Consider the following 17439-nt stretch of genomic DNA (forward strand, 5'->3'; position numbering starts at 1 on the left):
ATATATGAGGAAATTATTTATATTTGCATTAGCTGGTTTTTTAGCCCAACTTGTTGATGGATCACTAGGAATGGGATTCGGTGCCTCATCATCTTCCATATTATTAACTTATGGTATTGCACCAGCAATTGTATCGGCGACGGTGCACTTTTCAGAAATAGCGACGACTGCTGCATCCGGAACATCACATTGGAAATTCGAGAATGTGCATAAGCCAACGATGTTAAAGTTAGCGATTCCAGGTGCCATCAGTGGCTTTATTGGTGCAGGTCTGCTGACACAAATACATGGAAATTATATTAAACCATATATCGCATTGTTCTTACTTTCAATGGGGTTATATATTTTGTATCAATTTTTATTTAAAAGAAATAAAGAAATCCATACGCATGTTGGTAAGTTAAGTAGCTTTAAGCTAGTACCTCAAGGTGCCATCGCTGGATTCTTAGATGCAATTGGTGGCGGCGGTTGGGGACCCGTTAATACACCTTTGTTATTAGCGAGTCACAAGATACAACCACGGTATGCGATTGGTACAGTATCCGCGAGTGAGTTTTTTGTAACATTATCAACGTCATTAAGTTTCATCATCTTCTTAGGTATTACACAAATTAATTGGTGGTTTGTGATTGCATTAAGTGTTGGTGGCATGGTGGCGGCACCTATTTCAGCTTACTTAACTAAGATATTACCTATTAATATTTTAGCCATTTGTGTGGGTGGATTAATCATCTTTACCAATAGCAACGCATTAATGACGTATTTTGTACATGATGACACAATTACAAATGTTGTAAGATTCGCAATTGTTTGTGCGATTGTGATACTTGTTATTATCACTGTCATTCGCAACAAAAAATTGTCTTTTTCTTATAAATAAAACCGAGTAAACTAATCTAATTAATTGGAAAAGGGGTTATCAATAATGGCAACACATGAACAGATTATTAATTATACGATTAAACCACATGGTGGCGAGTTAATTAACCGTGTAGTAGAAGGCGAAGAAAGAGCACATCTTCTTGAAGCAGCACAATCTTATAAAGTGATTACGTTGAATCCTTGGTCAATTTCTGACTTAGAATTAATCGGCATTGGTGGTTTTAGTCCATTAACAGGGTTTATGGGCGAAGCGGATTATACTAAAGTAGTTGAAACAACACATCTTGAAAATGGATTAGTGTGGAGTATTCCGATTACATTACCAGTTACTGAAGAAGAAGCGGATAAATTAGCTATTGGCGATGACATCGCTTTATATGGCGAAGATGGCGAATTATATGGCACATTGAAATTAGAAGAAAAATATACGTATGATAAGACTAAAGAAGCGCAAAATGTCTACGGTACAACAGATGACGCCCATCCAGGTGTTAAAAAAGTGTATGACAAAGGTAATGTGTATCTAGCAGGTCCAATTCAATTAATCAATCGACCTAAACATGATGAATTCTCTAATTTCCATTTAGATCCAGCAGAAACACGTCAATTATTCCATGATTTAGGATGGAAGACTGTCGTAGGTTTCCAAACAAGAAATCCTGTTCATCGTGCACATGAATATATCCAAAAATCTGCATTAGAAATTGTAGATGGTCTGTTACTTAACCCGTTAGTAGGAGAAACGAAAGCAGACGATATTCCAGCAGATGTTCGTATGGAAAGTTATCAAGCTATTTTAAAGAACTATTTCCCTCAAGATAGAGCGCGTTTAGTCATTTATCCAGCAGCAATGCGTTACGCTGGACCACGAGAAGCGATTCTACATGCGACCGTACGTAAGAACTATGGTTGCACACACTTCATTGTGGGTCGTGACCATGCAGGTGTAGGCGATTATTACGGCACATATGAAGCACAAGAATTAATTTCTCAGTTTGAAGATGAATTAGATATTCAAATATTGAAATTTGAGCATGCCTTTTATTGTGAAAAATGCGGTAACATGGCTACAGCCAAAACTTGCCCACACGATGCATCAGAACATGTGCACTTAAGTGGTACGAAAGTAAGAGAAAAATTAAGAAACGGTGAATCATTACCTACTAAATTCTCTAGACCTGAAGTAGCGGAAGTCTTAATTAAAGGTTTAAAACAAAATTAATTCGGAGGGGTTAACATGAGTCAATCAACGAATATTACATGGCACGATTCTGAAGTTACCAAGTCAGATAGACAACAACAAAATGGTCATAAAAGTGTAGTGATATGGTTTACAGGATTATCAGGCTCTGGGAAATCAACTGTATCCGTTGCACTTGAAAAAGCATTGTTCCAATTAGGGAAGCATTCCTATCGCTTAGACGGAGATAACGTCCGTCACGGTTTAAATAACAACTTAGGCTTCAGTCCAGAAGATCGTAAGGAAAATATTCGACGTATCGGTGAAGTGAGTAAATTGCTTGTAGATGCAGGTACAATTGCTATTACAGCTTTTATCTCGCCGTACAGAGCCGACCGTGATGACGTTCGTGCCATTTTAGAGGATGGCGAATTCATTGAAGTATATACAGCATGCAGCGTTGAAGCATGTGAACAACGTGATCCTAAAGGCCTTTATAAAAAGGCACGCGCTGGCGAAATCAAAGAATTTACAGGTATTAGTGCACCATATGAAGCACCACATCAACCAGAAATTACAATTGATACTGAACATCAAAGTGTAGAAGCATCAGTTAATACAATTATTGAATACTTGAAAGAAAAGCAATATATTTAATGAAAGCAAGCGTATTGTCAGTTATTTTGAAATTGGCAATACGCTTTTTAATTGTCAATGTTGAGAGCATTACAAATTTCAAAACTATATCGTGGTATGACCCTCTTTTACAATGCCTACTTGTCGGTTATAGGCTGTTCTAATGCTTATGATTACATATCATCCACTCTAAAATGACTTCCCTCTATTATGAGAAAACGCTTTATACTTCCCACTTTTCATGAAATAAAACATGTCTAAAATAATCAGATAAATTACAAAGCATGTGAATACACTGTTGATTAACGTGCTATAAGTCTTGGCACAGGCGTATTTTACAAGTTGTAATATAAGTCTATGTTTATTACATGCGAAGTAAAATTATTATGATTCATTTACAAAGCCTTAACATTCCACACAAACCCTTATGTGTCTGTTAGAGTATGTCTTGTCGTTAATTAACGAAGAAAAAATTACTTAAAAACATTTTGAATTGAATGATTTAAAATTTCTAATATGTCAATTGCAGGTAGCCACGAGATAAAAAGCTTTAAACATTCTAGGAGGATATTTAATTATGAAAAAGATCGCTACAGCTACAATCGCAACAGCAGGTATTGCAACATTTGGATTAGCACATCAGGATGCAGACGCAGCGGAAAATAATAATGGATATAACCCTAATGACCCATATTCATACAGTTACACATACACAATTGACCAACAAGGTAATTACCATTATCAATGGCAAGGTAACTGGAGCCCAGCTCAAGCGCAACAAAGTGGTCAACAATACACTGGCAACCAAGCAGTAAACAATACACAATCATACAATAACTACAATTACAACTACAATAACAATCAATCTAGCCAAAATACACAATCTTACACAGCAAACAATAATGCTGGTGGCGGTTTAGGTGCTAACTATTCAACTTCAGATCGTAACGTTAAAGTAACAACTCAAAACGCACCAACTACTCAATCAACAAGCTCAAGTAGTGCAGCATTATCAGGTAAATCAAGTGGCGGTGCAAACCTATACACTGCTGGTCAATGTACGTATTATGTATATGACAAAGTAGGCGGTAAAATTGGTAGCACTTGGGGCAACGCAAATAACTGGGCAACTGCAGCTGCTGCAGATGGCTATACAGTTAACAACACACCTAAAGCAGGTGCAGTAATGCAAACGTCTCAAGGTGCATACGGTCACGTTGCATACGTTGAAAGTGTTAACGCTGACGGTTCAGTTAAAGTTTCAGAAATGAACTATAACGGTGGACCTGGTGTCGTATCATCACGTACAATCTCAGCTAGCCAAGCTGGTTCATATAACTACATTTCATAATTTGAAATCATTTTAACCACGATGCCTAATCTAACGGCGTCGTGGTTTTTTCTTTTTGGAAAAGGGCATGTCGAGATAGCGCATCGTGTGATTGAAGCGGAGGTATAACGGGAAACACAATAATAAGTGAAATTAATATTAGATTGTATATGTGAATCGTAAAGGAGGGTGACTAAAGATGACGTTTGATGTAATCAAATGGATTATATTAGCATTAATTATCATCGTAACGATTGCGGTGATATGTGGCCTTATTTGGGGATCATTACTAGAAGAACGTGCGTATGATAAGCGTTCAAAAAAAGAAAAGCGTAAAGAAACTGAGAAAAATGTAGAAATGGCTAAAGGTCATACTGAAGATAAAGAAATCGAGGGTGATTACGAAGCGGCCCCAATTAAAAAAGGAACACTCAAAGATGACCATTCAAAATAATGGATAATATCGACCTTGAAAGATGCTAGAAGCAGCATACTTTCAAGGTTTTTTAGAGTGGGATAATAGTTAATTGGAATGAATATGTCAGAATGTGAGTTCACATTTTATTTACATTTAATATTTTAAATTATCTACAATTCTATACTTTTGACATCTTCAAGTGATAAACTATTTATGTTAAAAAAATCACAATAATTTTCAGAAAAGTTAGGAGCTTTCATCATGCTACTGTTTGTAGTAGAAATCATCATAATGATACTAGCTATATTATTAGGGCTTCGTGCGGCTGGTGCATTAGGGTGTGGTATCTTCGCCATTGTGGCACAACTCATAATGATCTTTGGCTTTCAATTGCCCCCAGGTTCAGCGCCTGTTACTGCAGTATTAATTATTTTATCCATTGGTATCGCTGGTGGTACCTTGCAAGCTACAGGAGGTATTGACTATTTAGTCTTTCTCGCTTCCAAAGTTATCGAACGCTTTCCAAGATCGATTATTTTTATAGCGCCAATGATTGTCTTTTTATTTGTGTTTGGCGTAGGTACAGCAAATATTGCGTTATCCTTAGAACCTATTATTGCCAAAACTGCGGTTAAGGCTAATATACAACCTAAGCGACCGCTTACTGCTTCTGTATTGACTGCTAATTTAGCTTTATTATGTAGTCCGGCAGCATCAGCAACAGCCTACATTATTTCGGTAATGGCGGGTTATCATATATCGATGGGACAATATTTAAGTATTGTATTACCTACAGCGATTATTACAATGCTAATGTTAAGTGTCTTTTGTACGTTTGTCGGTCGAAAGACATCAGTTACGCCGAGTGAAATGGCGCATACACCTGAAGTATCTGTTAAACAATCATTTTCAACTAAAACTAAATTAGGTGTAGTTAGCTTTTTACTGTGTGTGTCAGCAATATTAACATTTGGTATCTTTCCAAATTTAATGCCAGCCTTTAACGTCGATGGTGAACAAGTTAACGTAACAATGACAGAAATTGTACAGTTCTTTATGTATTTGAGTGTTGCGATTAATCTATTAATGATGAAGATTAATACGAGTGATATCTTGTCTTCCAATATTGCACAATCCGCTATTGGTGCACTCTTTGCAGTACTCGGACCTGGCTGGTTAGGTGCAACTGTATTTAACGCACCTCAAAACTTAAAAATTATTCAAGAGGATATCGGACAAACAATCCAATCTATACCTTGGTTAGTCATTGTCTTAGTTGCTGTAGTGGCGATGATCGTCATCTCTCAAACTGCAACCGCATCGATTATGGTGCCAATTGTTATGAGTATGGGCATTCCACCAATGTACTTTATTGCAATGGTGCAAACGCTCAATGTCAACTTCGTTATTCCTGCACAACCAACGCTATTATTTGCGGTTAATTTAGATGAGACTGGACGTACACGAGCGACAAGTTTCATTATTCCAGGATTCTTTGCGATTGGCGTATCGATTATAGTTGGATTCTTAATAAAATCGATATTAGGATTTTAGATATAGAGACTACAAATTTTGGGGCGACATGCTCGATGATTTGTAGTCTTTTTTAGGAGTGAAATGAGAAATTTAAAAAATGTTAAATAAATATAAATTCATTATAAGGGTATGATTATGCAAAAATAATACAAAATAAAATTTGTTAAATACGTTAAGTTTAAATTTAACACTGTTGTTATAGCAATTTCTAAAGCTTTGAAATATGTCTGAAATATATATTTATTCAATAAACTGAAAAGTATAATTTGAATGTAATTTGCATTTTTATTTAATTTTAGATATCGTCAATATGTGAATAAACCGTGACAAGAAAGTGGTTTTTTAATTTTTATCGAAACAACTATTTTGAGGAGGAACATAATTGAAACGAGAAAAAATTATGGATTGGCCGACTTTTATAGGGACGGTAGTCGTATTACTTGTGGCTGTTACACCGATGATGATTTTTCCGGAAGCCAGTGAAAAAGTAATTACTGATATCAACAGTGCGATATCCAATTCAATTGGATCAGTGTATTTATTTATGGGATTAGCCGTTTTATTCTTTGTATTATATATTGCGTTCGGTCGCTACGGTAATGTGACGCTTGGAAAAGCAACGGATAGACCTGAATTTAATAACTTCAGTTGGGCGTCTATGTTATTCTGTGCAGGTATTGGATCAGACATATTATATTGGGGTGTCATTGAGTGGGCGTTCTATTATCAAGTCCCACCAAATGGTGCAAAAGCGATGTCAGATGAAGCACTTACATATGCCACGCAATATGGTATGTTCCATTGGGGACCAATCGCATGGGCGATTTATGTCTTACCAGCACTACCTATTGGTTATTTAGTATTCGTTAAGAAACAACCTATTTACAAAATTAGTCAAGCATGTCGTCCAGTTCTTAAAGGACAAACAGATAAATTTTTAGGTAAATTAGTAGATATATTATTCATTTTCGGACTACTTGGCGGGGCTGCAACATCACTTGCGCTCGGTGTTCCTATGATTTCTGCAGGTATTGAGAAATTGACAGGTATCGATGGCGAAAATATGGTTGTACGTTCAATTATCTTATTGACGATCACAGTTGTGTTTGCAGTAAGTTCTTATTCTGGTCTGAAAAAGGGAATTCAAAAATTAAGTGATGTTAACGTATGGTTATCATTCTTATTACTAGGCTTTGTGTTTATCGTGGGTCCTACCATTTTCATAATGGAAACGACAATTACAAGTTTTGGTAATATGCTAAGAGACTTCTTCCATATGGCTACTTGGATGGAACCTTTCGGTGGAATTGAAGGACGCAAAGAAACTAACTTCCCACAAGATTGGACAATATTCTATTGGTCATGGTGGTTAGTATATGCACCATTTATCGGTCTGTTTATAGCGCGTATTTCAAAAGGACGACGCCTTAAAGAAGTTATTTTAGGTACGATTATTTATGGTACATTAGGTTGTCTATTGTTCTTTGGTATCTTTGGTAACTATGCAGTGTACTTACAGATTACAGGCGAATTTAATGTGATTAACTTTTTAAATACGCATGGTACTGAAGCGACGATTATTCAAGTAATGCATCAATTGCCATTCTCAACATTGATTGTTGTATTATTCTTGATTTCTGCTTTCTTATTCTTAGCAACAACATTTGATTCAGGTTCATATATTTTAGCTGCTGCATCACAGAAAAAAGTTGTTGGCGAACCATTAAAAGCTAACCGTCTATTTTGGGCATTTGCGTTATGTTTATTACCTTTCTCACTGATGTTAGTTGGAGGAGAACGTGCACTTGAGGTATTGAAAACTGCATCTATCTTAGCGAGTGTGCCATTAATTGTGATATTTATCTTTATGATGATTTCATTTATTATTACGCTTAATAGAGACCGGATTAAACTGGAAACAAGGGCAGATAAGCATAAAGAAATTGAACGACGTTCATTACGTATTGTTCAAGTTAAAGAAGAACCACATGATGATAACTTATAAATAATAAAAAGCTAGAAGATTTTCGAAGTGTCATACTTTCGAAAATCTTCTAGCTTTTTTTAAATATCTTCTTTTTCTGGAATTGGGTAATGTTCGAAGATTTGGCCACTTTCAATCGTGTTACTTAAGTTTTCAAGCCATTTACAATATTGCTTTGTATGATCTAATTGTGCTTGGATTTTATCAACTTCTGCTTTAGATGCTTCGTCTAAGTCAGCGTTTTTTAAGGTTTCATCTAACAATAATTGCGCTTTTTCAACGGCCTCTAAGTTCGTGTCAACTTCACGTTCCCATTTTTGTGTAAAGAAGTTACGGAAAAAATGGAAGAAGTTCTTCTCTGCAATGAAGTGTTGCTTTCTGCTGCCACGAGTGAATTGCTGTTTCACGATATCAAATTCTTGTAGTTTTTTGACACCAGCACTCATGCTCGGCTTGCTCATTTGCAAATGTTCACGCATCTCATCAAGCGTCATACTGCCTTCAAAGACCATTGTGCCGTATAGATTACCGACGCTACGGTTTGTACCATACAAATCCATTGTTTCACCGATTGAATTGATAACAAGATCTTTTGCTTCTTCAATTTTTTGGTCATAATTCGTTGAACGTGCCATGGTGCACCTCCATTGTTACTTATTAGTTTTTTAAAGAGAAATAAACGAAGACGTTCATTTTTCAATTCTAAATCATTATAAAGTGTTTGGTGAAAAGTTTCAAAATCGCATATTTATTATTAGCACTTTTGACACTATATTTTCAAGTCTATCTCAAAAGTTGTGTCGTTTTATATCGTTTGCAAGGCTATGAAAAGTATGATAACCTAGTTCTGTAAAATTCGTTAAATAAAAATTTAACAAACTTAACGGAGGTCGTTTGATGGAACTTGTAGAGAAATTGTCTAACCGTCAGTATATCGATGGTGAATGGGTAGAAAGTTCAAATAAAAATACAAGAGATATTATTAATCCTTATAACCAAGAAGTTATCTTTACGGTTGCAGAAGGTACTGCTGAAGATGCAGAAAGAGCAATACTTGCAGCACGTCGCGCATTTGAAGATGCCGAGTGGTCATTAGAAACAAGTGAAGTCAGAGGTAAAAAAGTAAGAGCGATTGCAGATAAAATTACAGAGCATCGTGATGAATTAGCTAAATTAGAAACATTAGATACTGGTAAAACATTAGGAGAATCATATGCAGATATGGATGATATCGCCAATGTATTTACTTATTTCGCTGGATTAGCAGATAAAGATGGTGGCGAAATCATCAATTCACCAATTCCAAACACTGAAAGTAAGGTCGTTAAGGAACCTGTTGGTGTCGTAACACAAATCACGCCTTGGAATTATCCATTACTTCAAGCTTCATGGAAGATTGCACCAGCATTAGCAACAGGATGCTCACTTGTTATGAAGCCAAGTGAAATCACACCGTTAACTACAATTCGTGTATTCGAATTGATGGAAGAAGTTGGCTTCCCTAAAGGTGTTATCAACTTAGTATTAAGTAGTGGTGAAGAAATCGGAGATACACTATCAGGTCATGAAGAAGTAGATTTAGTTTCATTCACAGGTGGCATTGAAACAGGTAAACATATCATGAAGAATGCTGCTAATCATGTTACTAACATTGCATTAGAACTTGGTGGTAAGAATCCTAATATTATTTTTGATGATGCTGACTTTGAAGTTGCAGTGGATCAAGCCTTGAATGGTGGTTACTTCCACGCAGGTCAAGTATGTTCAGCAGGGTCACGCATTTTAGTACACAACAACATTAAAGACGACTTTGAGAAGGCGTTAATTGATCGTGTAGGTAAAATCAAACTTGGTAATGGTTTCGATGATGATACTGAAATGGGACCTGTAATTTCTACAGAACACCGTAGTAAGATTGAAAACTACATGGAAATTGCAAAAGAAGACGGCGCTACAATCGCAATTGGCGGTAAACGCCCAGAACGAGAAGATTTACAAGCTGGCTTATTCTTTGAACCAACAGTAATCACTGATTGTGATACGTCAATGCGTATCGTTCAAGAAGAAGTATTTGGTCCAGTTGTGACTGTTGAAGGATTTGATAGTGAAGAAGAAGCAATTAAATTAGCTAATGACTCTATTTATGGTTTAGCAGGTGCAGTCTTCACTAAAGATATCGGTAAAGCACAACGTGTAGCCAATAAATTAAAACTTGGTACAGTTTGGATTAATGATTTCCATCCATACTTCGCACAAGCACCATGGGGTGGTTATAAACAATCAGGTATTGGACGTGAACTAGGTAAAGAAGGATTAGAAGAATATTTAACTAGTAAACATATTTTAACGAATACAAATCCTGAGCCAGTGAACTTCTTTAGCAAATAACAAATCCATGCAAGAGCGATAGAGTCGTAATATAAATCAGCTATGCGACTCTATTTATTTGAGTTATAAAGTTGTACGTATCGAACTTAAAAGCATGAAATATAAAGACATCATAATCAATTTAAGGGAGGACGAATTTATAATGAGTAAAAAGAAATCATATGATTACGTCATTATTGGTGGCGGTAGTGCCGGTTCAGTATTAGGTAATCGTTTAACAGAAGATAAAGATAAAGATGTATTAGTGTTAGAGGCAGGACGTAGTGACTATCCTTGGGATTTATTCATTCAAATGCCAGCAGCGTTAATGTTCCCATCAGGTAATCGTTTCTACGATTGGATTTATCAAACAGAAGAAGAACCACATATGGGACGTAAAGTAGACCATGCACGTGGTAAAGTTCTTGGTGGCTCTAGTTCAATAAACGGTATGATTTACCAAAGAGGTAACCCAATGGACTATGAAGGTTGGGCTGAACCAGAAGGTATGGAATCATGGGACTATGCACATTGCTTACCATACTTTAAACGTCTAGAGAAAACATACGGTGCTACACCATTTGACCAATTTAGAGGTCATCACGGTCCAATTAAATTGAAACGTGGTCCAGCAACTAATCCATTATTTAAATCATTCTTTGATGCAGGTGTAGAAGCAGGATACCACAAAACAAAAGACGTTAACGGTTATAGACAAGAAGGATTTGGACCTTTCGATAGCCAAGTGCATAACGGACGTCGTGTATCAGCATCAAGAGCCTACTTACACCCAGCAATGAAACGTAAAAATTTAACTGTTAAAACACGTGCATTTGTCACTAAAATCCATTTCGATGGTAACAAAGCAACAGGTGTAACATTTAAACGTAATGGTAGATACCATACGGTTGATGCAGGTGAAGTTATATTATCTGGTGGTGCGTTCAATACACCTCAATTATTACAATTATCAGGTATTGGTGACGCAGAATTCTTGAAATCTAAAGGAATCGAACCACGTATGCATTTACCAGGCGTCGGAGAAAACTTCGAAGACCATTTAGAAGTATATATTCAACATGAATGTAAAGAACCAGTGTCATTACAACCAAGCTTAGATGTTAAACGTATGCCATGGATTGGTTTACAATGGATATTTGCACGTAAAGGTGCTGCTGCATCAAACCACTTTGAAGGTGGTGCTTTCGTAAGATCTAACAACCAAGTTGCTTATCCAAACTTAATGTTCCACTTCTTACCGATTGCTGTAAGATATGACGGACAAAAAGCACCAGTAGCACATGGTTATCAAGTGCACGTAGGACCAATGTATTCAAACTCACGTGGTAGCTTAAAAATTAAATCAAAAGACCCATTTGAAAAACCAAGTATTGTCTTTAATTACCTTTCAACAAAAGAAGACGAGCAAGAGTGGGTTGAAGCAATTCGAGTAGCTAGAAATATCTTAGCGCAAAAAGCAATGGATCCATTCAATGGTGGTGAAATTTCACCAGGACCATCCGTACAAACAGATGAAGAAATCTTAGATTGGGTACGTAAAGATGGTGAAACAGCATTGCATCCATCATGTAGTGCTAAAATGGGACCTGCATCAGATCCAATGGCAGTTGTAGACCCATTAACTATGAAAGTTCATGGTATGGAAAATTTACGTGTTGTTGATGCATCAGCAATGCCTCGTACAACAAATGGTAATATTCATGCACCTGTATTAATGCTTGCTGAAAAAGCAGCAGATATCATCCGTGGTAGAAAACCATTAGAACCACAATATGTTGATTATTATAAACATGGTGTGAGTGATGAGAATGCTGGTGCAATGGAATTTGATCCATATTATCAACACTAATTGTAAAACAGTATATTAATACTAAAAAATAGAAAAAGAAGATAACTTAGGGAGCGGGACGCTGAATTCAAAATGAATTCTGTTCCGCTCCCAATTTGCTTTTTAATACCTTATTTAATCCGTTCAGTATTGTATCTCATGTTTTCAATCTTCATAGTCATTGAATTTTGATATGATAGTTAAGAAGAAGTGGTTTAGAAGGGTGGATGAAGACCTCTTGAATACAAATTATGAAATCACGTTCGACACGAAAAAAGAAGATGTCGCTTCTGATTATTTATCATTGAACTTAATATTAAAAGGCAATGTCACTTGTCAAAGTGAGAATCAAAATAGACAATATCACGTTGGCGATTTAATTTTAATTAATAGCTATCAAAATTTTTTGATTCTAGATGATACAGATGTTAGCTATATGTCACTACGACTGTCAAATAAGTATTTCTCTCATTATATTGAAGATAAGAATATTTATTTTCACTTTGAAGAGGTATCTCAGAAAATACATAATGACATTAAAACGTTATTGGCTAAAATAGGCATTACCTATTTAAGGAAAGGGAAGTTTCATCAATTGCATATGGATCAAATGATGATTCAATTAATCGAGATGCTAGTGAAATTTATTCCGTATCAGTCAAGACAAGAAATGATACATGAGCAAAATAAAGATGACGTTTTTGCTAGTCTTGCCTCAGAATTTATTAATCAACATTACATGGAACATATCGGTTTAGATGACTTAGCAGACTATATCAATTTATCTAGTTCATATACGTCACGTTTATTCACAAAGAAATTAGGAACGTCGTTTAATAGCTATCTTAATAAAGTTAGAACGAGAAATGCTGAACATGATTTAAAATATACTGATATTTCAATTACCGATGTTGCTTTGGGGAATGGATTCTCCAATTCGACATCCTTAGCTAAAAACTTTAAATTATGGTATCACATGACGCCAAGTGACTATCGTAAACAATATCATGTTGAAGATAGCCACCAATCGGATATCAAACCAATGAATAAGCAAAGTATCAGACGGTATATTCAATATTTATCGTCGTTTGTGAATAATCAAATGGATGTCGTCATTCAATCAGCAGAACCTCAAAAGGAAATTGACATCCAGTTAGATGACAGTCTTGGGCACTTAAATAAATATAACCATATCGTTCAAATAGGAAGTATTGTTAATTTGCGGGTACATCGCTATAGAGAACAGTTATTAGAAGTAAAAGATAGAATTGGATTAGATACGGTTCTTGTACAAGATTTAGTTAACGATAACGCTTGGAAAGAGCATGTTGTCGCATCAGATGAAATTATTCCGCATAGCCATCAATATATGACGTTAGATGAATGTTTATTATTCCTTATGAATCACCAAATACATTTGAGTATTCGTCTGAGACCGCCACGTAGCGCTCCAGCATTTCAATCGTATTGTGCGCATTGGATAGAGATTCTTAAACATTTTATAAATATGACCACACACAGTAGTAGCATGCAACTATCAGTGATTATAGATGCCATTGCGTTGAAACAATATGTACAATTATATGATGTATTTAAACATTATATTTCTAACGTGAAATTTATTGTGCATGACCAAGACGTTAGTGATAATAAGGATAATTTGAAACAATTATTTAAAGATCACGCTGAAAAGGTGCATATGTTAGCGTTCGAAGCCAATCAGAATGACGTCGTTAATTTAGAAGTGTCTGAAGATATACAGTATCAATATGCGAAAAATCATATTAACGAAACAGTAGAAGCCTTACTCGAATGGCTTCCAGCCAATCATAAAGCGATTCCACTTATGTTGCTGAATTGGAATACTTTAACCGGCAATTCTAATTTGACAAATGGCGAGTATTTTAGAGCGGGTATTATATTTAAACAGTTATTAGATATCAATGAGAAAGTGTGCACAGTAGGCTACTGGTTGAACTACGAATTACATCAAAAGTATGGTGTCATGAATGAACATCGTCTGATGGGAATTGATTTATATCATCAATTTGATGGCAAGCGACCTGCATTCTTTACAAGTAATTTCTTTAGAATGTTGCAATCTCATGTGAGATTCCGCAATGAGGAATGTATGGTTGTGGGTGATGATACGCATCTTCAAATCGTTGTGTGGGATGCTGATCATTATAATCCATATTACACTATTTCAGAACAGCCTAATGTAATGGAGAAACGGAACTTTAAACTTGAAATTAAAGACCTTCAAAGTGGCCTATATAAAGTTAAACACTATACGTTAGATAAAGAGAATGGCGCGTTATATCGTGTATGGCAACAACATAATACAACGTATGGTATGGACCAAGAAACGATTGATTACGTGAACCGTATTTCATACCCTAGATTAGATATTTCAGAACTAGAAGTAGCGGAAACACTAACGTATCATTTAAAAGTAATGACGAACTCCATCCATATCATAGAAATAAATAAATACGTATAATTAGGAGAATGACAAAAATGTATCATTAATTTTTGTCATTCTCCTTTTTAAATTAAAAAATTAAACAATTTGGTGTCTAAGAGGACATAGATTAACTATTAAATTGAGAGATAAACGATACAATTATAGGTGAGGAGAGATGAATTATGAATAAACAATTAATTAACACTTTACAAGAAAAAGAAGCACGTATGATTGAAATAAGAAGATATTTACATGAACATCCTGAGTTATCATTTAAAGAAGAAGAAACACCAAAATATATCGCGGATTTCTACAAAGATAAAGATTGTGAAGTAGAAACGAATGTAGGGCCTAATGGTGTTAAAGTGACGATAGATAGTGGCAAACCTGGTAAAACGATTGCGATTCGAGCAGATTTTGATGCTTTACCAATTAAAGAAGCTACAGGTTTACCATTCGCATCAAAAAATGAAGGCGTGATGCACGCTTGTGGTCATGATGCGCACACAGCTTACATGTTAATTCTAGGTGAAACATTAATAGAAATGAAAGATCAATTTAAAGGTAAAGTGATTATTATTCATCAACCAGCAGAAGAAATGCCTCCAGGTGGCGCACAAGGCATGATTAAAGATGGCGTACTTGATGGTGTAGATCACGTTTTAGGTGCGCATGTGATGAGTACGATGGAAGCCGGTAAAGTCTTCTATAGAGAAGGATTTGTTCAAACTGGACGTGCCTACTTCAAATTAAACGTACAAGGTTCAGGTGGTCATGGCTCTTCACCACATATGGCTAATGATGCGATTGTAGCAGGCGCTCAATTTGTTACGGAAGTACAAACGATTGTATCTCGACGACTAAGCCCATTTGAAACAGGCGTGATTACAATCGGTTCATTTGACGGCAAAGGTCAATTTAACGTGATTAAAGATGCAGTAGAACTTGAAGGTGATGTTAGAGCGTTAACCGATGACACACGTGACACAATTGAAAAAGAATTAAAACGTTTAGTTGAAGGTCTTGAAGCAACATTTGGCGTAACGTGTGATTTCGAATTTAAAAAAGATTATCCAGCATTATATAACGACCCTGAATTTACACAATATGTTGCACAAACAATTCAAAACGCGGATGCAGATGATATCAAAGGTATTGAAGTTTGTGAACCTCAACCACCATCAGAAGACTTCGCTTTCTATGCAGCAACATTACCAAGTACATTTATTTATTCAGGTGCTGCACCAAAAGATGGTAAAATTTATCCACATCACCACCCAAAATTTACAATTGATGAGTCATCAATGTTAGTAGCTGCAGAGGCAGTAGGGACAGTCGTGTTAGACTACTTAAGTTAAGGAGAGAGCATTATGGAAATGAGACAACAACAATTCACTGGAAATAATAAACTTTTATTAGGTATTGTACTTGGAGTAATTACATTTTGGTTATTTGCGCAATCACTACTTAACTTAGTACCAACCATACAACATTCGTTTTCAAGCAGTATTGGTACAACGAGTATTGCGATAAGTATTACGGCATTATTTAGTGGGATGTTTGTCGTTGGTGCGGGTAGTTTCGCTGATAAATTAGGCCGAGTAAAAATGACATATATTGGCTTAGTATTGAGTATTATTGGGTCATTATTAATTATTGCGACACCATTTACTTCAATGTTAATTCTTGGACGTATCATTCAAGGGTTATCAGCGGCGGCGATTATGCCTTCTACTTTAGCGATTATTAAAACGTATTATCAAGGTTCAGATCGACAACGCGCGTTAAGTTTCTGGTCGATTGGTTCATGGGGTGGTTCAGGGTTTGCTTCTTTATTTGGCGGTATGATTGAAACGGCAATTGGTTGGCGTTGGATTTATATTATTTCTATCATTGTAGCGATTGTAGCGATTCTTCTAATTAAAGGAACACCTGAAACAAAATCGAATCAAACAACAAATACAAGATTCGACTTTTTAGGTTTAACATTGTTTGTCATTATGATGTTAAGTATTAATGTGGTGATTACACAAAGTGCTAAATTAGGGTTATTCTCACCAATCATTTTAGCGTTAATTGCAGTATTTATTATTTCAACGATTATCTTTGTACGTGTAGAAATGAAAATGCATCACCCATTAATTGATTTTAAATTATTTAATAATAAAGCGTATACAAGTGCTACAATTTCTAACTTTATGCTTAATGGTGTTGCTGGTACGTTAATCGTTGCGAACACATTTGTACAACAAGGTTTAGGTTTTTCAACATTCCATACAGGATTACTTTCAATTACGTATCTTATTACAGTATTATTGATGATTCGTGTCGGTGAAAAAATCCTTCAAAAAGTTGGTGCAAGAAAACCTATGTTACTAGGTACTGCACTCAATATGGTAGGTATATTGTTAATCTCATTTACATTCCTATCTTCACAAATGTATGTAGTCGTTTGTGTCATTGGTTATTTATTATACGGTTTAGGCCTTGGTTTCTATGCGACACCTTCAACAGACACTGCCATTTCAAATTCTCCTGAAGATAAAGTGGGTGTAGCATCAGGTATTTATAAAATGGCATCTTCACTTGGTGGTGCGTTTGGTATCGCATTATCAGGTACGATATATGGTATAGGTGCAACCATGGTTAATATTAATTTTGGTGCCATGTTAGGATTGTGGTTGAACATTTTAATGGCAATCATTTCATTTATTGTCATACTCATAGGTGTTCCTAAACAACAATCTAAATCATAGAGTGATATTTAATGAAATAGAAGCGTATGCAAGA

13 protein-coding genes are annotated in these 17439 nt (G+C 35.7%); 12 read left to right on the forward strand and 1 reads right to left on the reverse strand.

The window, feature by feature from the left end:
- The first annotated feature begins 4 nt into the window (after window positions 1–4).
- The 7 genes from JVV30_RS03185 to JVV30_RS03215 all read left to right on the forward strand — a co-directional run bounded on the left by JVV30_RS03185 (window position 5) and on the right by JVV30_RS03215 (window position 7987).
- Window positions 5–880: a sulfite exporter TauE/SafE family protein gene (locus JVV30_RS03185; RefSeq protein WP_053028926.1), complete on the forward strand. Its 876-nt coding sequence runs from the start codon at window positions 5–7 to the stop codon at window positions 878–880.
- A 45-nt stretch (window positions 881–925) separates the two neighbouring features.
- A complete protein-coding gene (gene sat / locus JVV30_RS03190; protein WP_070855228.1) occupies window positions 926–2104 on the forward strand; it encodes a sulfate adenylyltransferase in 1179 nt (392 codons plus the stop codon).
- A 15-nt stretch (window positions 2105–2119) separates the two neighbouring features.
- Window positions 2120–2719 carry an adenylyl-sulfate kinase gene (gene cysC, locus JVV30_RS03195; RefSeq protein WP_070855229.1) on the forward strand — a complete coding sequence of 200 codons (600 nt, stop codon included), beginning with the start codon at window positions 2120–2122 and terminating at the stop codon, window positions 2717–2719.
- A 556-nt stretch (window positions 2720–3275) separates the two neighbouring features.
- Window positions 3276–4049: a CHAP domain-containing protein gene (locus JVV30_RS03200; RefSeq protein WP_053028921.1), complete on the forward strand. Its 774-nt coding sequence runs from the start codon at window positions 3276–3278 to the stop codon at window positions 4047–4049.
- A 178-nt stretch (window positions 4050–4227) separates the two neighbouring features.
- Complete coding sequence (locus tag JVV30_RS03205; RefSeq protein ID WP_070855230.1) at window positions 4228–4482, forward strand: hypothetical protein; 255 nt, start codon at window positions 4228–4230, stop codon at window positions 4480–4482.
- 225 nt (window positions 4483–4707) lie between these two features.
- Entirely contained in the window at window positions 4708–6000 is a 1293-nt protein-coding gene (locus JVV30_RS03210) for an anaerobic C4-dicarboxylate transporter family protein (RefSeq protein ID WP_053028919.1), read from the forward strand.
- 364 nt (window positions 6001–6364) lie between these two features.
- Window positions 6365–7987 (forward strand): BCCT family transporter, encoded by a 1623-nt coding sequence (locus tag JVV30_RS03215; protein WP_053028918.1) that lies wholly within the window; start codon window positions 6365–6367, stop codon window positions 7985–7987.
- A 59-nt stretch (window positions 7988–8046) separates the two neighbouring features.
- On the opposite strand, the gene cudC is transcribed toward JVV30_RS03215, so the two are convergent.
- Window positions 8047–8601, reverse strand: coding sequence for a choline uptake/conversion transcriptional regulator CudC (gene cudC, locus JVV30_RS03220; protein WP_204193361.1), 555 nt, complete (start codon window positions 8599–8601; stop codon window positions 8047–8049).
- 262 nt (window positions 8602–8863) lie between these two features.
- Between cudC and betB the strand changes: the two genes are divergently transcribed.
- The 5 genes from betB to JVV30_RS03245 all read left to right on the forward strand — a co-directional run bounded on the left by betB (window position 8864) and on the right by JVV30_RS03245 (window position 17405).
- Complete coding sequence (gene betB / locus JVV30_RS03225) at window positions 8864–10354, forward strand: betaine-aldehyde dehydrogenase (protein WP_053028916.1); 1491 nt, start codon at window positions 8864–8866, stop codon at window positions 10352–10354.
- A gap of 139 nt (window positions 10355–10493) precedes the next feature.
- Window positions 10494–12203, forward strand: coding sequence for a choline dehydrogenase (gene betA, locus JVV30_RS03230; protein WP_107629243.1), 1710 nt, complete (start codon window positions 10494–10496; stop codon window positions 12201–12203).
- Between the two features lie 217 nt (window positions 12204–12420).
- Window positions 12421–14685 carry a transcriptional regulator AryK gene (aryK, locus tag JVV30_RS03235; RefSeq protein ID WP_204193362.1) on the forward strand — a complete coding sequence of 755 codons (2265 nt, stop codon included), beginning with the start codon at window positions 12421–12423 and terminating at the stop codon, window positions 14683–14685.
- A gap of 146 nt (window positions 14686–14831) precedes the next feature.
- On the forward strand, window positions 14832–16007 hold the full coding sequence (locus tag JVV30_RS03240; RefSeq protein WP_204193364.1) for a M20 family metallopeptidase: 1176 nt from the start codon (window positions 14832–14834) through the stop codon (window positions 16005–16007).
- A 12-nt stretch (window positions 16008–16019) separates the two neighbouring features.
- Window positions 16020–17405 carry an MFS transporter gene (locus JVV30_RS03245; RefSeq protein WP_070855234.1) on the forward strand — a complete coding sequence of 462 codons (1386 nt, stop codon included), beginning with the start codon at window positions 16020–16022 and terminating at the stop codon, window positions 17403–17405.
- Window positions 17406–17439 lie beyond the last annotated feature (34 nt).

The sequence above is a fragment of the Staphylococcus sp. GDY8P47P genome (genome assembly GCF_016892225.1).
In the GTDB taxonomy this organism is placed as follows: Bacteria; Bacillota; Bacilli; order Staphylococcales; family Staphylococcaceae; genus Staphylococcus; species Staphylococcus borealis.